The 19,474-nt window shown below is 71.9% G+C and carries 15 protein-coding genes; 14 read left to right on the forward strand and 1 reads right to left on the reverse strand.

The genetic code is table 11. The annotated features are described in order from the left end of the window. The first annotated feature begins 201 nt into the window (after positions 1-201). The 13 genes from HA073_RS26640 (at position 202) to HA073_RS26700 (ending at position 17,756) form a co-directional block, all read left to right on the forward strand. Positions 202-1,389 (forward strand): ROK family transcriptional regulator, encoded by a 1,188-nt coding sequence (locus tag HA073_RS26640; protein WP_064447530.1) that lies wholly within the window; start codon positions 202-204, stop codon positions 1,387-1,389. 353 nt (positions 1,390-1,742) lie between these two features. Next, entirely contained in the window at positions 1,743-3,074 is a 1,332-nt protein-coding gene (locus HA073_RS26645; RefSeq protein ID WP_113973286.1) for a cellulose binding domain-containing protein, read from the forward strand. A 329-nt stretch (positions 3,075-3,403) separates the two neighbouring features. After that, positions 3,404-4,879 (forward strand): arabinofuranosidase catalytic domain-containing protein, encoded by a 1,476-nt coding sequence (locus HA073_RS26650; RefSeq protein ID WP_043325214.1) that lies wholly within the window; start codon positions 3,404-3,406, stop codon positions 4,877-4,879. Positions 4,880-4,929: 50 nt separating this feature from the next. Beyond that, positions 4,930-7,338, forward strand: a complete 2,409-nt coding sequence (locus tag HA073_RS26655; protein ID WP_113973287.1) for a ricin-type beta-trefoil lectin domain protein — start codon at positions 4,930-4,932, stop codon at positions 7,336-7,338. A 124-nt stretch (positions 7,339-7,462) separates the two neighbouring features. Further along, positions 7,463-9,202 (forward strand): family 43 glycosylhydrolase, encoded by a 1,740-nt coding sequence (locus HA073_RS26660; RefSeq protein WP_166457569.1) that lies wholly within the window; start codon positions 7,463-7,465, stop codon positions 9,200-9,202. A gap of 11 nt (positions 9,203-9,213) precedes the next feature. Then, positions 9,214-10,338 carry an RICIN domain-containing protein gene (locus tag HA073_RS26665; RefSeq protein ID WP_043325219.1) on the forward strand — a complete coding sequence of 375 codons (1,125 nt, stop codon included), beginning with the start codon at positions 9,214-9,216 and terminating at the stop codon, positions 10,336-10,338. 104 nt (positions 10,339-10,442) lie between these two features. Beyond that, positions 10,443-10,859 (forward strand): PPOX class F420-dependent oxidoreductase, encoded by a 417-nt coding sequence (locus tag HA073_RS26670; protein WP_030499597.1) that lies wholly within the window; start codon positions 10,443-10,445, stop codon positions 10,857-10,859. A 43-nt stretch (positions 10,860-10,902) separates the two neighbouring features. Beyond that, complete coding sequence (locus HA073_RS26675; protein WP_166457553.1) at positions 10,903-11,493, forward strand: DinB family protein; 591 nt, start codon at positions 10,903-10,905, stop codon at positions 11,491-11,493. 87 nt (positions 11,494-11,580) lie between these two features. Continuing rightward, the gene (locus tag HA073_RS26680) at positions 11,581-13,392 is read left to right on the forward strand and encodes a hypothetical protein (RefSeq protein WP_166457554.1); all 1,812 of its coding nucleotides are present in this window, start codon (positions 11,581-11,583) and stop codon (positions 13,390-13,392) included. Positions 13,393-13,447: 55 nt separating this feature from the next. Then, complete coding sequence (locus HA073_RS26685; protein WP_240925981.1) at positions 13,448-14,524, forward strand: glycosyltransferase family 2 protein; 1,077 nt, start codon at positions 13,448-13,450, stop codon at positions 14,522-14,524. Positions 14,525-14,638: 114 nt separating this feature from the next. Next, positions 14,639-15,769: an SPFH domain-containing protein gene (locus HA073_RS26690; protein WP_166457555.1), complete on the forward strand. Its 1,131-nt coding sequence runs from the start codon at positions 14,639-14,641 to the stop codon at positions 15,767-15,769. Between the two features lie 46 nt (positions 15,770-15,815). After that, entirely contained in the window at positions 15,816-16,904 is a 1,089-nt protein-coding gene (locus tag HA073_RS26695) for a hypothetical protein (protein ID WP_043325226.1), read from the forward strand. 159 nt (positions 16,905-17,063) lie between these two features. Next, a complete protein-coding gene (locus HA073_RS26700) occupies positions 17,064-17,756 on the forward strand; it encodes a DUF4386 domain-containing protein (protein ID WP_069090016.1) in 693 nt (230 codons plus the stop codon). A 5-nt stretch (positions 17,757-17,761) separates the two neighbouring features. Here HA073_RS26700 and HA073_RS26705 read toward each other — a convergent pair whose 3' ends face one another. Further along, positions 17,762-18,541 (reverse strand): SDR family NAD(P)-dependent oxidoreductase, encoded by a 780-nt coding sequence (locus tag HA073_RS26705; protein WP_104115323.1) that lies wholly within the window; start codon positions 18,539-18,541, stop codon positions 17,762-17,764. 86 nt (positions 18,542-18,627) lie between these two features. Here HA073_RS26705 and HA073_RS26710 point away from each other — a divergent pair, with 86 nt between their 5' ends. Next, complete coding sequence (locus HA073_RS26710) at positions 18,628-19,467, forward strand: helix-turn-helix transcriptional regulator (protein WP_064447392.1); 840 nt, start codon at positions 18,628-18,630, stop codon at positions 19,465-19,467. Positions 19,468-19,474: the final 7 nt, after the last annotated feature.

Consider the following 19,474-nt stretch of genomic DNA (forward strand, 5'->3'; position numbering starts at 1 on the left):
TTATCGCGGTCATCACAGTCCGTCAAGAGCGCTGGTCAGAGATTCGACCCACTCGGTTCAACCGTCACCACCGGCCTCACCTCGGAATTCAGTGGGATCCGTCGCCCGGGTGCGGGCCGGAAGACGACATGGTCCGGATGGTTGCTCATCCAGCGGCGCGGCTTTAACATTCGGGCGGAAAGAAAATCGGCGGAGGTGGGCGTGGAATCTCGAGCACCACGGGCGGCGAACCGGTCCACAGTGCTGGCCCACGTGCTGACCCACGGCCCGGTGAGCCGCACGGCCATCGGCCACGAGACCGACCTCTCCCCCGCCACCGTGTCGCGGATCGTGGAACAGCTGCTCGACGAGGGGCTGCTGACCGAGACCGACGGCGCACCCACCACCAACCGGGGCCGCCGGGCGACCCAGGTCGCGATCGCCGCCGGACGCGGCGTGGTCTGCGGCGTCGACGTCGGCGGCTCCAACGTCCGGCTGGTGGTCGCCGATCTCGCCGCCCGGCCGCTGACCGGCCGGACCGTGCCCACACCCGCCGACTACGACGCGCCCCGGCTGGCCCAGTGGCTGGCCGACCTGATCATGCGGACCGTCGGCGCCGACCGGGAGCGGCTCGACTGCGTAGCGGTGGGCCTGCCCGGCGCCGTCCGGCAGGGAGACCGCGCCGTCTCCAACGCCCCGAACCTGCCCCAGGTGGAGGACCCGCTGTTCCTGCGGCTGCTGGAGAAGCACCTGGGCGCCGCGGTCGAGGTCGACAACGACTCCAACTACGCGCTGCTCGGGGAACTGCGCTTCGGCGCCGCCCGGGACGCGCAGACAGCGGTGATGCTCACCATCGGGGCCGGACTCGGCGCCGGCGTCGCCATCGACCGCCGGCTGTTCCGGGGCCGCAGCGGCCTGGTGGGCGAGTTCGGCCACCTGCCGGCCGGCCCGCTCGGCGCGCCGCTCGAACGGATCATCAGCGGGTCCGGCATCCTCGCCCGCGCCCGCGAACTCGGCCTGTCGTTCGACAACGCGGCCGACGTGTTCCGCTCGGCCGACCCGCGACTGGCGCCGGTCAGGCAGTACGTCGAGCAGGCGCTGCTGGTGGTCCTCACCGCGGCGGTGGTCGCCTACGAACCGGAGGTGATCGTCCTCGGCGGCGGCGTCTCCCACGCGCTCACACCCGACCTGGTCCGGCTACGCGGCCGGCTGCACGAGATCGTGCCGGCCGCCGAGGCGGCAGTGCACGGCGCGGAACTCGGTGACCTCTCCGGCGCGCTGGGCGCCGTGGTCGCGGCGCTGCACACCGCGTACCGGCGGCTCGGGCTCGCCGAGGCGGACCTCGCCCGCGTTCCCCAGCCGGACGCCCTCGCCGGCTGCGACCTGCCGGCCCTGGCCGACCACGCCTGAGCAGGCGGCAGCGTCCCCGCCGGGCGCTGCTGTGAGCGTTCACCCGGCGGCCGGCCCGCTCCTTCTCCGGAACCGACCGGTTGAACATGTTATCGATAACCTGCTATGTTCCGGCACGGGAGCGAAGGGCACGCTCCCCGTCACCCCCGCAATCGGCACGGCGCACGAGGGTCCCCTCGCCGTCCGGCCGATCGGTGACCAGTCCGGGCCGCTCCGCCGATGCACGCCGACGCAGGCGGCCACCGGACGACTTCGGCCCAGCCGCACGCACGGCTCCGCGCCCTCTTCGCAGGCGACGTCGGCATCGACGGACGGCCCGGCCTGCACCACCACCCAGGGCAAGGAGTCCAGCAATGGCGAAACGAACATCCCTTCTCACCTCCGTCGCCGCCGCGGCCGTGCTCCTCGCGGCGGCGGCCGGCGGCGCGCTCAGCGCCGACCTCGGCGAGACGGCGCAGGCGTCGACAAACGGCACGCTCGCGGCGACCGCCGGCTGCGGCAAGGCGCCGACGCTGTCCAGCGGCACGCGCACCATCTCCAGCGGCGGGCAGAACCGCAGCTACATCCTGCGCATCCCGGACGGGTACGACCGCAACCACCCGTACCGGCTGATCTTCGGGTTCCACTGGCTGAACGGCTCGGCCAACAACGTCGCCTCGGCCGGCTACTACGGCCTGCTGCCGCTGTCGAACAACAGCACGATCTTCGTCGCGCCGCAGGGCATCGACAACGGCTGGGCCAACACCAACGGCCGGGACCTGACGCTGTTCGACGACATCTCCCGGCAGATCGAGAACGACCTCTGCGTCGACACGTCCCAGCGGTTCGCGCTCGGCTGGAGCTACGGCGGGGCGATGAGCTACGCGGTGGCCTGCGCCCGGCCCAACGTCGTCCGCGCGGTCACCGTCATCTCCGGCGCGAACCTGAGCGGCTGCAACGGCGGCACCCAGCCGGTCGCCTACTTCGGCATCCACGGCATCTACGACAGCGTGCTGAACATCTCCATGGGCCGCTCGCTGCGCGACACGTTCGTCCGGAACAACGGCTGCACCGCGCAGAGTCCGCGCGAGCCGAGCCGGGGCAGCCTCACCCACATCACCACCACGTACTCCGGCTGCCGCGAGGGCTACCCGGTGCAGTGGGCCGCGTTCGACGGCGACCACACCCCCAGCCCGGTCGACGGGTCGTCCAGCCCGAACGACTCCCGGACCTGGACCTCGGGGGAGATCTGGCGGTTCTTCAGCCAGTTCGCGTCCACCACGCCGCCGACCACGGCGCCGCCGACCACGGCGCCGCCGACCTCCGTGCCGCCGACCACGCCGCCGGTCACCACCGCACCGCCCACGACTCCGCCGGTCACGACCCCGCCGCCGGGTGAGCCGGGCGCCTGCACCGCGACCTACCGGACCGTGAACACCTGGCCGGGCGGCTTCCAGGCCGAGGTCACCGTGGCCAACAACGGCGCCACCACGCTCAACGGCTGGACCGTACGCCTGACCCTGGCCTCCGGCCAGGCGATCAGCAGCCTCTGGAACGGCGTCAACACGGGCACCACCGGCTCGGTGTCGGTCCGCAACGCCGACTACAACGGCACGGTCGGCGCGAACGGCTCGACCACGTTCGGGTTCACCGCCACCGGAAACGGGGCCACCGCGCCCAGCGGAGTCAGCTGCACCAGTCCCTGATCTCCGTACCGCCGAACCCCCGCACGGGGAGCCGGGCCGTGGGTGGCACGCCGCCGCCCTCGGCCCGGCACCGCCGGGACAACTGAGGTCCCGCCGGACGCCGGGATGTGCTCTAATTAACTCTGGTCGATGTTCGCGCTAACATTTGTGACCCCACAGGCCACCACCACCGACATGTCGGGGCCGCCGCCACACCACTGTTAGCGCTTACACCGACGGCCATCCACAACTCGCGAGGCACCGTGCCGGACGGTCGGGTGCTCGCGCGTATCCGAGGAGCCGTCATGGTGATCCCCCGTCCCCGGTCCGTCCGATCCGGACCACCGCGTATGACCATCTCCGCCCTGGTGCTCGTCCTGGCCGTCGCCGGCGCCGCCGTGGCCGCGCAGACCCGAAGCGCCGTGGCCGCCCCCGGGCCCGGCTCCATCGTGGGCGTGCAGTCCGGCCGCTGCGTCGACGTCCCCAACGGCAGCACCACGAACGGCACCCAGGTCCAGCTGTACGACTGCACCGGCGGCACGCCGCAGAGCTGGACGTACACGTCGGCGAAGCAGCTCACGGTGTACGGCAACAAATGCCTGGACGCCAACGGCCAGGGCACCAGCCCGGGCACGACGGTGATCATCTGGGACTGCAACGGCCAGGCCAACCAGCAGTGGAACATCACCTCGGCCGGCACCGTCACCGGTCAGCAGTCCGGGCTGTGCCTGGACGCGACGAACGCGGGCACCGCCAACGGCACCAGGATCATCCTGTGGACCTGCAACGGACAGGCAAACCAGCGGTGGAACGTCTCGACCACACCGTCGTCACCGCCGCCCACCTCGACGCCGCCGCCCGGCGGCCGGCCGTGCGACATCTACGCCGCGGGCGGCACCCCGTGCGTCGCGGCGCACAGCACCACCCGGGCGCTGTTCTCGGCGTACGGCGGCAACCTCTACCAGGTCCGCCGCTCCTCGGACAACGCCACCCGCAACATCGGGCTGGTGAGCGCGGGCGGCTACGCCGACGCCGCTGCGCAGGACGCGTTCTGCTCCGGTACGAGCTGCGTGATCACCGCCGTGTTCGACCAGTCGGGACGCGGTAACGACCTGTGGTACCAGGGCTCCGCGCAGGTCCCCGGCTCCACCTCCAGCCGGCCCGCGAACGCGACGAGCGAGTCGCTGACGGTCGGCGGCGCCCGGGCGTATTCCCTCTACATCAACCCTGGGAACAGCTACTGGCGGGACGGCCACCTGACCGGCGTCCCCACCGGCTCCGCCCCCGAGGGCATGTACATGGTGACCAGCGGAACCCACGTCAACAGCGGCTGCTGCTTCGACTACGGCAACAGCGAGACCACCCGCAGCGCCGACGCGGCGGGGGCGATGGACGCGATCAACTTCAGCACCAGTTGCTGGTTCGGCGGCTGCTCCGGCAGCGGCCCCTGGGTGCAGGCCGACCTGGAGTGGGGTCTCTACCCGGGCGGCAGCCAGTCCTGGAACCCGAACCAGCGGGCGTTCACCAACCGGTTCGTCACCGCCACCCTGAAGAACAACGGCACCTCGCGGTTCGCCATCAAGGGCAGCAACGCCCAGTCCGGCGGCCTCTACACGCTCTACGACGGGTCGTTGCCGGCCGGTTACAGCCCGATGCGTAAGCAGGGCGCGATCATCCTGGGCAGCGGCGGCGACTGCTGCAAGCCCGGCGGCGGCGCGAACCTCAGCGCCGGCACCTTCTACGAGGGCGCCATGGTCGCGGGCTATCCGTCCGACGCGACCGAGAACGCCGTCCAGGCCGACATCGTCGCCGCCGGCTACCGCTGACCGGCGAGCCACTCGGCGACCACACTCCGCATCTCCCGAAAGGACTCGTCATGTCCGAGCCGAGATGGATACGCCGACTGCTGGCGGCGTTCGCCGTCACCGTCCTGGCCGCCGCCGGCGGCCTGATCCTCACCGCCGGCCCCGCACAGGCCGCCACCTCGATCACCGTCAACGGCGCCTCCGGCGGCCAGACGTTCGACGGGGTCGGCGCGGTCAGCGGCGGCGGCGGCAACAGCCGGCTGCTGATCGACTATCCGGAGCCGCAGCGCGGGCAGATCCTGGACTACCTGTTCAAGCCCGGTTACGGCGCCGCGCTGCAGATCCTCAAGGTCGAGATGGGCGGCGACACCAACTCCACCAGCGGGTCCGAGCCGAGTCACGAGCACGTCCGGGGCGATCTCAACTGCAACCGCGGCTACCAGTGGTGGATCATGGAGCAGGCCAAGGCCCGCAACCCCGCCATCAAGCTGGCAGCCCTGCCGTGGGGCGCTCCCGGGTGGATCGGCAACGGCAACTTCATGTCCCCGGACATGATCAACTACTTCGTGGACTGGCTGGGCTGCGCGCGGCAGCACAACCTGACCATGGACTACATCACCGCCGCCCAGAACGAGAAGCGGACGGACGCGAACTGGACCATCAGCCTGCGCCAGGCGCTGAACGCCAACGGCTACAGCGGCGTGAAGATCATCTACGGGGACGACTACCCCGGTAGCTGGGGCCCGGCCAACGCCGTCGCCGGCAACGCCACGCTGCGCAACAGCATCGACGTGCTCAGCGGCCACTACCCGTGCGGCTACCTCAGCGCGCAGACCACCTGCACCGTGTCCTCGACAGCCACCTCCACCGGCAAGACGCTGTGGAACAGCGAGGGCGGCTCGCAGGACTACAACGACGGCGCCAAGCCGCTGGCCCGCGGCATCAACCGCGGCTACATCGACGGCCGGATGGTCGCCTACCTCAACTGGGACCTGATCGCCGCCATCACGCCGAACCTGCCCTGGTCCACGGTCGGGCTGATCCTGGCCAACCAGCCCTGGTCCGGCTGGTACTCGGTCGGCAAGAACACCTGGGCGCTGGCCCACACCACCCAGTTCACCGCACCCGGCTGGCGCTACCTGGACTCGGCCTCGGGCTACCTGGGCGGCAACCGCAACAACGGCAGCTACGTGTCGCTGCGCTCGCCCACCACCGGCGACTACAGCACCGTCATCGAGACCATGGACGCCACCGCGGCCCAGCAGGTCACCATGACCGTCACCGGCGGGCTGTCCACCGGCCAGGCGCACATCTGGGCCACGAACCTGAACTCGACAAACCCGAACGACTTCTTCGTCCGCACCGCGGACGTCACCCCGTCGGGCGGGTCGTTCACGTTCACCGCCCAGCCCGGCCACCTCTACACCGTCACCACCACGACCGGGCAGGGCAAGGGCACCGCCACCAGCCCGGCGCAGGGCTCGCTGGGCCTGCCGTACCGCGACGACTTCGACAGCTACGCCAGCGGGCGGTTCCCGAAGTACCTCCAGGACATGCAGGGCGCGTTCGAGATCGTCGGCTGCGGCGGCGGCCGGTCCGGCATGTGCCTGCGCCAGATGTCCGCGCAGGCGCCCATCACCTGGAAGACCCTCGCCGACCCGGCGACCTACGGCGGGAACCTGAGCTGGGGCAACTACACGGTCTCCGCCGACGTCCTGCTCGAACAGTCCGGCTACGCCCAGATCCAGGGCCGCGTCGGCAGCACCAACCTGGACCCGATCGGCCGCTACAACGCCTACTTCCTGCGGGTCACCGACGCCGGCGCGTGGTCCATCCTGCGCAACAACACCGCCGGGCAGCTCACCACGCTGCGCAGCGGGAACGTGGCGGCGCTCGGCACCAACCGCTGGCACAGCCTCGCGCTGGGCTTCGCCGGCACCACCATCACCGCCACCATCGACGGCGCCACGGTCGGCACGGCCACCGACTCCACCTTCGGCTCCGGCCAGGTCGGCTTCGGCACCAGCCAGGGCGAGACCGCGCAGTTCGACAACCTGTCGGTGGTCGCCGGCCCGGGCGGCAACCCCGGCGGTACGAGCGGCGCGTGGCTCAACCCCAACTCCAGCCGCTGCCTCGACGTGCCGAACCAGTCCCAGACCAACGGCACCCAGGTGACGTTGTGGGAGTGCAACGGCGGGACCAACCAGCAGTGGACGGCGACGTCGAGCCGGCAACTCCAGGTGTACGGGAGCAAGTGCCTGGACGCCGAGGGGCAGGGCACCTCGTCCGGCACCCGGGTGATCATCTGGGACTGCAACGGCGGCGCCAACCAGCAGTGGAACGTCAACACCGACGGCACGATCACCGGCGTCCAGTCCGGACTGTGCCTGAGCCCGAACGGCGGCGGGACCGGCAACGGCACCTCGATCATCCTGTCCGCCTGCACCGGCGCGAACAGCCAGAAGTGGAGCCGGGCGTGACGGCCCGACCCTCGCCGACCACACCATCCGCCGCGGCGCGGCCTACCCCGGGAGATGACCTGTGACGTCAACGCTATGGAGAACCGACCGCCGGACCAGACGATGGCTCGCTCTGGCGGTGACCATGCTCGCCCTGCTCGGGCTGGCCCCGGCCATCGCCGGCGGGCTGAGCCCGACCGCCGCCCGGGCGGACAACCCGATCGTGCAGACCATCTACACGGCCGACCCGGCCCCGCTCGTGTACAACAACCGGGTCTACCTGTACACCGGCCACGACGAGGACAACTCGACCTGGTTCACCATGAAGGAGTGGCGGGTCTACTCGTCCGACGACATGGTGAACTGGACCGACCACGGATCGCCGCTCAGCCTCGCCACGTTCAGCTGGGCCAAGCAGGACGCGTGGGCCGGCCAGGCGGTCCACCGCAACGGCAAGTTCTACTGGTACGTGCCGATGGTCGTGCGGGCCACCGGCCAGATGGGCATCGGGGTGGCGGTGGCGGACAGCCCCACCGGGCCGTTCCGGGACGCCATCGGGCGCCCGCTGGTGAGCAACGGTGAGATCGACCCGACCGTGTTCATCGACGACGACGGCCAGGCGTACCTGTACTGGGGCAACCCCCGCCTGTGGTACGTCAAGCTGAACGCGGACATGATCTCGTACTCGGGCAGCCCGACCCAGATCCCGCTGACCGCGGCGGGTTTCGGCGCACGGACCGGTGACGCGAACCGGCCGACCCTCTACGAGGAGGGTCCGTGGGTGTACAAGCGCAACGGCCTCTACTACATGGTCTTCGCGGCCAAGTGCTGCTCGGAGTTCATCGCCTACTCCACCGCGCCCGGGCCGCTGGGGCCGTGGACGTACCGCGGTACCGTCATGCCCACCCAGGGCAGCAGCTTCACCAACCACCCCGGCATCACCGACTACAAGGGCGGCTCGTACTTCTTCTACCACAACGGCGCGCTGCCCGGCGGCGGCGGTTTCACCAGGTCGGTGGCGGTGGAGAAGTTCTCCTACGGCGCTGACGGCTCGATCCCGACGATCAACATGACCACCACCGGCGCGCCGCAGATCGGCACGCTCAACCCGTACATCCGGCAGGAGGCCGAGACGAGCGCCTGGGCGTCCGGCGTGGAGACCGAGCCGGCCAGCGGCGGCGGGATGAACGTCGGCTTCATCGACAACGGCGACTACCTCAAGATCAAGGGCGTCGCCTTCGGGACCGGCGCGACCTCGTACACCGCCCGGGTGGCCTCCGCGGGCAGCGGCGGCACCATCGAGCTGCGGCTGGACGGCACCAGCGGCCCGGTGGTGGGCACCTGCCGGGTGTCCGGCACCGGCGGCTGGCAGACCTGGGCCGACACGACCTGCGCGGTCAGCGGCGCCACCGGCACCCACGACCTCTACCTGCGGTTCACCGGCGGCAGCGGCTCGCTGTTCAACATCGACCACTGGCGGTTCACCCCCGCCGGGAGCACGCCGCCGCCCACCGACCCGCCGACCACCACGCCGCCGCCGATCGATCCCCCGCCGACCACTGCGCCGCCCACCACGCCGCCGCCGGGCGGTGGCGCCTGCACCGCCACCTACCGCACCACGAACTCCTGGTCGGGCGGCTTCCAGGCCGAGGTGACAGTCACGGCCGGCGCCGCGGCGCTCAACGGGTGGTCGGTGCGGTGGAACCTGGCCGGTGGCCAGAGCATCAGCCAGGTCTGGAGCGGCACGCTGAGCACCAGCGGCTCCACCGCGACAGTCAGCAACGCCGCGTACAACGGCTCCGTGCCCGCGTCCGGCTCCACCACGTTCGGCTTCATCGCCAACGGCTCGCCGACCACCCCGTCCCTGACCTGCACCACCCCGTGAAAGGAGCACACATGCGTACCACTGTGCGGAGATGGCTCACCGCGGGCGCCGCGCTCGCCGTGCTGGCCGCCGGTGTGCTGACGGCGACCGGACCGGCGGCCGCCGAGTCCAACGGCGGCACCCGCGTGATGCCGCTCGGTGACTCCATCACCGAGGGCACCCAGGTGCCGGGCGGCTACCGGATCGGCCTGTGGCAGCGGCTGGCCGGCGGCGGCTACCGGGTCGACCTGGTCGGCTCCCAGTTCAACGGGCCGGGCAACCTCGGCGACCACGACCACGAGGGCCACCCCGGCTGGCGCATCGACCAGATCGACGCCAACATCACCGGCTGGCTGAACGCCTACCAGCCGCGCACCGTGCTGCTGCACATCGGCACCAACGACATCCTGCAGAACTACAACGTCTCCACCGCGCCGAACCGGCTCTCCTCGCTCATCGACCGCATCACCAACACCGCGCCGAACGCGGACGTGTTCGTCGCGCAGATCATCCCGCTCGCCAACTCCGGCCAGGCGGCGGCGGTACGCACGTTCAACGCCGCGCTGCCCGGCATCGTGCAGTCGAAGGTGAACGCCGGCAAGCGCGTCCACCTGGTCGACCAGTACTCGGCGCTGACCACCGCCGACCTGATCGACGGCATCCACCCGACCGCCACCGGCTACGACAAGATGGCGGCGGTCTGGTACCGGGCGTTGCAGTCGGTGTCCGGCAGCATCGGCACCCCGGGCAGCGGCGGCGGCACGTACCAGAACGTGCAGCTCGTCGGCGCCGGCTCCGGCCGGTGCCTGGACGTGCCGAACGGCAGCACCACGAACGGCACCGCGGTGCAGCTGTACGACTGCTGGGGCGGCACCATGCAGCGCTGGACCTACACCTCGGACAAGCAGTTGCAGGTGCTCGGCAACAAGTGCCTCGACGCCAGCGGACGGGGCACCGCGAACGGCACCAGCGTGATCATCTGGGACTGCAACGGCCAGCCCAACCAGCAGTGGAACCTCAACGCCAACGGCACGATCAGCGGCGTCCAGTCCGGGCGCTGCCTGGACGCGGCGGGCTACGGCACCGCCAACGGGACGAGGATCAACCTCTGGGACTGCCACGGCGGCACCAACCAGCAGTGGAGCGCGCGCGCCTGACCGGCGTGCGACGGGCTCCCCGGCGGACGCCGCCGGGGAGCCCGTCCGGGCGGCGCGGGCCGCATGACCAGCGGCGGGCCCGGCGGGTACGTAGAGTGAGTGCCATGTCGAAGCCGCCGCTGCCCGAGCCCGCCGTCGCCATGCTGGGCAAGCCGAATCCCGCTGTCATCGCCACGCTTCGCGACGGCCAGCCGGTGTCCGCGGCCACCTGGTACCTCTGGGAGGACGGCCGCGTCCTGGTGAACATGGACGAGGGCCGCCGCCGGCTGGCACACCTGCGCAGCGATCCCCGGGTCTCCCTGACCGTGCTGGACGAGGGGAACTGGTACACCCACGTCAGCCTGATCGGGCGGGTGGTCGAGCTGCGCGACGACGAGGGCCTGGCGGACATCGACCGGATCTCGCAGCACTACACCGGGCGGCCGTACCCCCGGCGGGACCGCAAGCGGGTCAGCGCGTGGATCGAGATCGAGCGCTGGCACGGGTGGGGCGCGCACAAGGACAACAGCCAGACCGGCTGACGGCGCCCCCACGATGTCCGACCCATGCGGAAGAGTGTCGGGCATGAGTGAGCCGTACGACCCGAAGGCAACGCTGCACCACTACCTGCGCGCGATCCGGGAGAATCTGATCTGGAAGCTCGACGGGCTGAGCGAACGCGAGGCCCGGCTTCCCCGCACCGCGACCGGCAACAACCTGCTGGGGGTGCTCAAGCACTGCCTGAACGTCGAGGCCGGCTACTTCGGGCCGACGTTCGGCCGCGAGTTCCCCACACCGGCGGAGCTGGTCGCCACCGAGACGTTCGACGCCGACCCGCAGGCCGACTGGTACGCCCGCGAGGACGAGACCAAGGACGGGCTGATCGACCTGTACCGCCGCGTCGCGGCGTTCGCGGACGAGACGATCGACACGCTGCCGCTGGACGCGCCGGGGCGGGTGCCGTGGTGGCTGCCCGGCCGGCAGGACGTGACGCTGCACCAGGTCCTCGTGCACGTCTGCGTCGACCTGGCCCGGCACGCGGGGCACGCCGACATCCTGCGCGAGCAGCACGACGCCGCGATCGGGCTGGGGCAGGAGAACCGGAACGTCCCCGAGGGCTACGACTGGCCGGCGTACGTCGACCGGCTGTCGGCGCTCGCCGACCGGTTCGCGTAGGCGGTTTCCGGTAATGCGGCCGGAAGTTTCAACCACATTTCGGACAGTGGATCGACAGGACCAGCAGCATCGTGAAGCATCTATCCCATGAAGATCCGGCCCGCCGTCGCCCCGCCGACCGCTGAGGACACCGGTCCCGAGCAGCCTCCCGCCGACCGGCCCTCGGACGACCGCCCCTCCGACGAACGGCCTGTGGACGGCAGACGCCGATGGCGGCCGAACCCGGAGTGGACGCTGGCGATCCTGGGCAGCCTGCTGCTGGCGGTGGTGCTGACCTGGCCGACGATGCGGCACCCGGCGACCACCATCCCCGGCGACCTGGGCGACCCCACGTTGCAGGCGTGGCAGGTCGCCTGGTCGGGGCACGCCCTGCTCAACGACCCGGCCAACCTCTGGCACTCGAACACGTTCTTCCCGGAGCGCTACACCTACGCCTACAGCGACACGCTGCTCGGCTACGCGCCGTTCGGGATGGTCGGCTCCGGCTTCGAGGCCGCCGTGATCCGCTACAACGTGCTCTACGTGCTGCTGCACGCGCTGGCGTTCCTCGGGGCGTACGCGCTGGCCCGGCAGCTCGGCGCGAACCGCTGGGGCGGCGCGGTCGCCGGGATCGCGTGGGCGTACGCGCCCTGGCGGCTGGCGCACTCCGGCCACCTGAACATCCTGTCCAGCGGCGGGATCGCGCTGGCCCTGGCGATGCTGGCCCGGGGTCACGGTTGGTCGCTACGCCACGGCTACCGGCCGGAGCGCCGCCGTCCCGGCTGGGCGGTGGCCGGGTGGCTCGTCGCCGCCTGGCAGGTCACGCTCGGCTTCGGCATCGGGCTGCCGCTCGTCTACTTCCTGCTGGCCGCCGTGCTGGTGGCGGCCGGCTGCTACGGCTGGTCCTGGTGGCGCAAGCGGGAGCGTCCGCCGTTCGGCCGCCGGCTGCTGATCGCGGACCTGGCCGGCGGCGCCGTGTTCGGCGCCGTGACGCTGCTGCTCGGCCTGGTCTACCTGCGCGTCGTCGACCTCAACCCGCAGGCCGTCCGCTCGCTGGACTGGACCAAGATGTTCTCCCCTCCGCTGATCGGGTTCATCACCGCGCCCGGCGACTCGTGGCTGTGGGGGGAACGGCACGCCGCCGCCCGGGAGCAGCTGACCTGGCCGCCGGAGATGGCGCTGCTGCCCGGGATGACGCTGATCGGGCTGGCCGCGGCGGGGCTGTTCGTCTCGTCGTTCCCGGTGCGGCACCGGGTCGCGCTGGGGCTCGGCGTGGTCGGCACCGTGCTGCTCGGCCTGGGCGCCACCCTCGGCGGGGACGGCGACCCCGGCTACCTGACGCTGTCCACGCTCCTGCCCGGCTGGGACGCGCTGCGCACGCCGGGCCGGATGATGCACTGGACCAGCCTGCTGCTGGCGGTGCTGGCCGCCGGGCTGGTCACCGCGCTCGCCGAGTCCTGGCACCGGCCCTCGGCCCACCGCTGGTCCCGGGCCGTGGCGCCGCTGGTCCTACTGGTGCCGCTCGCGCTGGTGACGCTGGAGGGCGTCAACCGCACGCCGCACCCGGTCGTGCCGACGCCGCCGGCCGCGATGCGTACCGCGCCGGAGCCGATGCTGGTGCTGCCCGCCGGCGGGATCGGCGACCTGAACTACATGCTCTGGTCCACCGACGGGTTCCCCCGGATCACCAACGGGCTCGGCGGTTTCGAGCCGGTCACCCAGGCGCAGACCCGGGTCGCCGTGGCGACGTTCCCCGACGCGGGCAGCGTGGCGTACCTGCGCGGCATCGGCGTCCGGTCGGTCGTCGCGGTGCCGAGCCGCGCGGCGGGCACGCCGTGGGAGGGCATCGAGAACCGGCCCGTCGACGGATTGGGCATCACCCGGGAGGATCTCGATGGCACGCTCGTCTACCGGCTCTGACGCCGCCGGCGCCGGAGGCCCGCGCCCGGGCGCCGGGCCGGGCGGGACGACGCCGATGCGGCTGTCGGTGGTGGTGCCCTGCTTCAACGAGGAAGAGTCGGTGGAGCGGCTGCACGAGATGCTCAGCACCGCGCTCGCCGAGCTGCCCGACGTGGACGTCGAGGTGGTGTACGTCGACGACGGCAGCGAGGACGGCACGCTCGCGGCGCTGCGCCGGCTCGCCGCCGCCGACCCGACGGTCTGCTACACGTCGCTGAGCCGCAACTTCGGCAAGGAGGCGGCCATGCTCGCCGGGCTGCACCGGGCCACCGGCGACGCGGTCGTCATCATGGACGCCGACCTGCAGCATCCGCCGCGCCTGCTGCCCGAGATGGTCGCGCTCTACCGCCAGGGCTTCGACCAGGTGATCGCCCGCCGCGACCGGCGCGGCGACCGGTTCATCCGGATGGTCGCCTCACGCTCGTTCTACCGCCTGGTCAACTGGTGGATAGACGTCCGCCTGCTGGACGGCGCGGGTGACTTCCGCCTGCTGTCCCGGCTCGCGGTGAACGCGATCCTGGCGATGCCCGAGTACAACCGCTTCTCCAAGGGCCTGTTCTCGTGGATCGGCTTCCGCACCGTGGTGGTGGCGCACCGCAACGAGAGCAGGCAGGCGGGGCGGAGCCGGTGGACGTTCGGCAAGCTGTTCAACTACGCGTTCGACGGTCTGCTGTCGTTCAACAACCGGCCGCTGCGCCTGGCGATCTACGGCGGGCTCTTCCTCACGCTCATCGCGGTGGGCTACATGGCGTGGGTGGTCGCCGACGCCGTGGAGAAGGGCATCGACGTGCCCGGTTACACCACCATCATCGTCAGCGTGATCGGCCTCGGCGGGATTCAGATGATGATCCTGGGCGTGATCGGCGAGTACATCGGCCGGATCTACTACGAGACCAAACGCCGGCCGCACTATCTGGTGCAGGAGACCGAACGGCCGGTCCCGGAGACCGGCGGCCCGCCCCGGCTGCCGAACCAGCGCGCCGCGTGGTCCACCGACCGGGGTCCACGTGCGGCGCCGGCTTGGGAGGATCCGTCCCGAGATGCCTCCCGGCGTCACGGGGGCGGGGAATCGATGAGCGGCGAAACCGGCTGAACGACGGCGATCGGTAGGTGCCGATCAGCGCACCATTGTTCTCTTTTCGCAGGTGGCGGGGGGTTGCTATCGTCGCCCGCGACGCCGGAGAACGGCGCCGAGGAAAGGGTTGCGATGGGGCTGATGGACAAGCTCCGGGGCGAGCTCATCGACATCGTCGAGTGGCTGGACGACAGCCGGGACACGATCGTCTGGCGGTTCCCCCGGTATCAGAACGAGATCAAGATGGGCGCCAAGCTGGTCGTCCGGGAGTCCCAGACGGCGGTGTTCGTCAACGAGGGGAAGATCGCCGACGTCTTCCCGCCGGGAACGTACACGCTGGAGACCCGCAACCTGCCGATCCTGTCCACCCTGAAGGGCTGGAAGTACGGCTTCAACTCGCCGTTCAAGGCCGAGGTGTACTTCGTCAACACCCGGCAGTTCACGGACATGAAGTGGGGCACCCAGAACCCGGTGATCCTGCGCGACGCCGAGTTCGGCGTGGTCCGGGTGCGGGCGTTCGGCGCCTTCGCGGCGCGGGTGGTCGACCCGGCGCAGCTGCTGCGTGAGCTGGTCGGCACCGACCCGCAGTTCCGCACCGAGGAGGTGCAGGAGTACCTGCGGCAGCTGATCGTGGGCCGGCTCGGCGGCGCGCTCGCCACGGCCGGCGTGCCGCTGCTGGACCTCGCCGCGCACCAGGACGCGATCGGCCGGAGGCTGGCCGCCGTGCTGACCGAGGAACTGGCCGAGGTCGGTATCGCGATCCCCAAGTTCGTCATCGAGAACGTGTCGGTGCCGCCGGAGGTCGAGCAGGCGCTGGACAAGCGGACCAGCATGGGCGCGGTCGGCGACCTGGACCGCTACACCCGCTTCCAGGCCGCGAACGCGATGGAGGCCGCGGCGAACAACCCGGGCGGTGAGGCGGGCGCGGGCATCGGCCTGGGCCTGGGCATGGCGATGGGCCAGCAGATGGCCCGGACGATGGGCGGCGGCGGGGCCACGCAGCCGGCGCAGCCGTCGGCCGCGCAGCCGGGCGCCGCCGAGCCGCCGCCGCTGCCGGGCCAGGCCCAGTGGTACGTCGGCGTCGGTGGCCAGCGGCAGGGCCCGTACGAACTCGGCGGGCTGGCCGAGCAGGCGGGCGCCGGCGCGCTCGGCCCGGACACGCTGGTCTGGCGTGCCGGGATGGCGCAGTGGCAGCCCGCCGGACAGGTGCCGGAGCTGGCGTCGGTGCTGGCCAGCGTCCCGCCGCCGCTGCCGCCGCAATGAACGCACGTCAGCGGGTGAGTCGTCCCCGCACCGGGCAGGTGCCGGCATGAGCGACACGACTGTCTCCCCGCCCTCGTACCGGTGCGGGGGTTGCGGGGCCCGGGTGGAGTTCGCGCCGGGCACGACGACGCTCAGTTGCCCGTACTGCGGGCACCGGCAGGAGATCGCCGGCGCGGGCCGCGAGGTGCGCGAGCACGCGTACGCGGATCTCGCGTCGTTGCCCCGCAAGCCGGTGGCGAGCGTCGGGGCGCACACGTTCGTCTGCCCGGGCTGCGGGGCCCGGACGGAGAGCGACGTGCTGGCGCAGCGCTGCCAGTTCTGCGCCACGCCGCTGGTGGCCGACGCCGCGGCGGGCGAGCTGATCGCGCCGGAGGCGGTGCTGCCGTTCGCGGTGGACCGCAACGGCGTACGGACGGCGCTGGGCCAGTGGTGCCGCAGCCGCTGGTTCGCGCCGGGGAGCCTGAAGAAGGTCAGCGAGGCGGAGACGCTGAAGGGCACGTACCTGCCGCACTGGACGTTCGACGCGCGGACCGTGTCGGACTACCGGGGTCAGCGGGGCGAGTACTACTACGTCACCGAGACGTACACGGTGACCGTCGACGGCAAGCAGGAGACGCGGACCCGGCAGGTGCGGCACACCCGGTGGCATCCGGCCGCCGGCACCGTCAGCCGGGACTTCGACGACGTGCTGGTGCCCGCCACCACCCACCTGCCCACCGAGCAGCTGGACAAGCTGGCGCCGTGGCCGCTGACCGAGGCGGCCGCGTACCACGGCGACTACCTGGCCGGATACCAGGCGCTGCGGTACGACACCGAGCCCGAGGCGGGCCTGACCGAGGCGAAGGCGCGGATGGCGCCGGTCATCGAGGGGGACTGCCGGTCGGACATCGGCGGTGACGAGCAACGGGTGTCCGCAGTGGACACCACGTACTCCGACGTGTCGTACAAGCTGATCCTGCTGCCGGTGTGGATCGCCGCGTACCTGCACGCCGGCCGCTCGTACCAGGTGCTGGTGAACGCGCGCACCGGCGAGGTGATCGGTGAGCGGCCCTACAGCGCCGCGAAGATCGCGGCGGCGGTGTTCGCCGCGCTGGTGCTCGTCGCCGTAGTGGTGGCGCTCATGATGAACCGTTAGCGTCGCCGCGCTGTCGTACGCCCACGGGCCACCGGTATCCGTTACCGGTGGCCCGTGCGCATCGCGCGAGGAGTCTGACCGAGCGGCCGATTCGCCGCCGCGCCGATCCGCCGCAGAGTGAGGGAACGACCACCGGCCGAGCGGCGGAGGGCAGCCCCGATGGACTCACTGCGCAAGACGTCGCTGGTCGCGGGCGGGTTCTACCTGCTCACCTTCGTCTCGATCCCGACCCTCACGCTGTACGCCCCGATACGCGAGGCGGACTACATCCTCGGCGGCACGCCGGACACCCCGGTCGTCGTCGGCGGCGTCCTGGAGGTGATCGTCGCCCTCGCCTGCATCGGCACCGCGATCGCGCTGCACCCGGTGCTCAAGCGGCAGGGTGAGGCGCGTGCGCTGGGCTTCGTCGCCGCCCGCGTGCTGGAGGCCGCCGGCATCTTCATCGGCGTCGCGAGCATCCTGACCCTGGTCGCCCTGCGGCGGGCCGGCGCCGAACCGGACGCGCTGGTCACCGGCCGGACACTCGTCGCCTTCTACGACTCGGTGTTCCTGCTCAGCCAGGCGCTCCTCCCGGCCGTGAACGCCCTGCTGCTGGGCTCCCTGCTCTACCAGTCCCGCCTGGTGCCGCGCATCCTGCCGGTGCTCGGGCTCGCCGGGGCGCCGCTGCTCGTCGCCTCCGATCTGGGCACGCTGTTCGGCGCCTGGGACCGGCTGTCCCCGGTGGCGGCGGTCGCCGCGCTGCCCATCGCGGTGTGGGAGTTCTCGCTCGGCGTCTACCTGGTCGTCAAGGGCTTCAAGCCGGTCACGGACGGCACGGTCGCGCCCCGGCCGGTCCAGGACGCCACCGTCTGAGCCGGTCAGGCCCGCGCGCCGCCGTCGACCCGCAGCACCGTACCGGTGACGAAGGAGGCGCGGTCGCTGAGCAGCCACGCGGCGGCCTGGGCGATCTCGTCGGGTTCGGCGGCCCGGCGCAACGGGCTGGCGGCGGCGAGCCGCTCGATGATCCCGGGTGACTCCGCGTCCCAGGCGCGCATCATCTCGGTGAGCGTGCTGCCCGGGGCGATCGCGTTGACCCGGATGCCCTCCGGGCCGTAGGTGATCGCCGCGGATTCGGTGAGGCTGTTCACCGCGCGCTTCATCGCGCCGTACGCGGGCAGCGCGGGGTTGCCCATCAGGCTGCCGACGCTGGAGTTGTTCACGATCGCGCCGGTGCCGGCGGTGGCCCGGATCGCGGCGACCTCGGCGACCATGGCGAGCCACGGTCCCTTGAGGTTGACGGTGTAGAGGTGGTCGAAGTCCTCTTCGCGCACCCGGTCCATCGGTCCGGGCGGCACGATCGTCGCGCCGTTGTTGAAGGCGACGTCGAGGCGGCCGTACACCTCGACGACGCGGTCCACGGCGGCGCGCACGCTCGCCGCGTCGGCCAGGTCGCAGACGACGTACTCGGCGGTGCCGCCGGCGGCCCGGACCTGTTCGGTGACCGCCTTCAACTGTTCCTCGGTCCGGGCGGCGAGCAGCACCCGGGCGCCCTCGGCGGCGAACAGCCGGGCCGCCGCGGCGCCGATGCCCCGCCCGGCGCCGGTGATGAACGCGACCTTGTCTGCGAGCAGGCCCTCAGTGGTTCGTGTGGTGTCCATGCGGCAAGCCTGCGGCCGGGCGCGGAGCCCATCCAGGCACCGGCGGTACCTGGCTACCAGCCGCCGTGCACGGGCACACTGGGGTCGTGGACCGACGTGAGCTGGCAGTGTTCCTGCGCAGCAGGCGGGAGCGGATCGCCCCGGCCGACGTGGGCCTGCCCGCCGGGCGGCGTCGCCGCACCCCGGGGCTGCGCCGCGAGGAGGCGGCGCGGCTGGCGTTCATCTCGACCGAGTACTACACCCGGCTGGAGCAGGGCCGGGCTCCGCGTCCGTCGCGGGAGGTGCTGGCCGGGCTGGCCCGCGCGCTGCGGCTGTCCGACGCCGAACGCGACCACCTCCACCACCTGGCCGGGGAGCCGCCCGCGCCGCCGCCCGGGCCACCCCGGGAGGTACGGCAGAGCGTGCTGGACCTGCTGCACCGGCTGCCGCAGGCGGCGGCGTTCGTGACCTCGGCGACGTTCGAGGTGATCGCCTGGAACGACCTCGCGGCGGCGCTCATGGAGGACTTCTCCGCGGTGTCCCGGCGGGATCGCAACCTGGTCCGTCGGGCGTTCCTCGGCCCGCACCTGATGTACGGCGTGTCGGACGCGAGCGAGTTCGCCCGCCACTCGGTCGGGCGGCTGCGCGCCGCCGCGGCCCGCTATCCGGACGACCCGGAGATGGCCGCGCTGATAGCGGACCTGCTCGCCGGCAGCGCGGAGTTCGCCCGCCTGTGGGCCTCCCACGACGTCGGCGGCGCGCGGACGCTGTGCAAGACGTTCCGGCACCCGCTGGTCGGGCCGGTGACTGTGAACTGCGATGTCCTCGACATCACCGACCGCGACCAGCAGGTGGTCATCTACACCGCCACGCCCGGCTCGCCCTCGGAGGAGGCGCTGCGACTGCTCTCCGTGATCGGCACCCAGCGCATGACCGCCGAGCGCTGACCCGGCC

It is taken from the genome of Micromonospora sp. CMU55-4, assembly GCF_011602315.1.
Lineage (GTDB): Bacteria > Actinomycetota > Actinomycetes > Mycobacteriales > Micromonosporaceae > Micromonospora > Micromonospora chalcea.

Coding starts and splice junctions, on each gene's coding strand:
- HA073_RS26645 (WP_113973286.1), top strand. CDS start 1,743: ATGGCGAAACGAACATCCCTTCTCACCTCCGTCGCCGCCGCGGCCGTG.
- HA073_RS26650 (WP_043325214.1), top strand. CDS start 3,404: ATGACCATCTCCGCCCTGGTGCTCGTCCTGGCCGTCGCCGGCGCCGCC.
- HA073_RS26655 (WP_113973287.1), top strand. CDS start 4,930: ATGTCCGAGCCGAGATGGATACGCCGACTGCTGGCGGCGTTCGCCGTC.
- HA073_RS26660 (WP_166457569.1), top strand. CDS start 7,463: ATGCTCGCCCTGCTCGGGCTGGCCCCGGCCATCGCCGGCGGGCTGAGC.
- HA073_RS26665 (WP_043325219.1), top strand. CDS start 9,214: ATGCGTACCACTGTGCGGAGATGGCTCACCGCGGGCGCCGCGCTCGCC.
- HA073_RS26670 (WP_030499597.1), top strand. CDS start 10,443: ATGTCGAAGCCGCCGCTGCCCGAGCCCGCCGTCGCCATGCTGGGCAAG.
- HA073_RS26675 (WP_166457553.1), top strand. CDS start 10,903: ATGAGTGAGCCGTACGACCCGAAGGCAACGCTGCACCACTACCTGCGC.
- HA073_RS26680 (WP_166457554.1), top strand. CDS start 11,581: ATGAAGATCCGGCCCGCCGTCGCCCCGCCGACCGCTGAGGACACCGGT.
- HA073_RS26685 (WP_240925981.1), top strand. CDS start 13,448: ATGCGGCTGTCGGTGGTGGTGCCCTGCTTCAACGAGGAAGAGTCGGTG.
- HA073_RS26690 (WP_166457555.1), top strand. CDS start 14,639: ATGGGGCTGATGGACAAGCTCCGGGGCGAGCTCATCGACATCGTCGAG.
- HA073_RS26695 (WP_043325226.1), top strand. CDS start 15,816: ATGAGCGACACGACTGTCTCCCCGCCCTCGTACCGGTGCGGGGGTTGC.
- HA073_RS26700 (WP_069090016.1), top strand. CDS start 17,064: ATGGACTCACTGCGCAAGACGTCGCTGGTCGCGGGCGGGTTCTACCTG.
- HA073_RS26705 (WP_104115323.1), bottom strand. CDS start 18,541: ATGGACACCACACGAACCACTGAGGGCCTGCTCGCAGACAAGGTCGCG.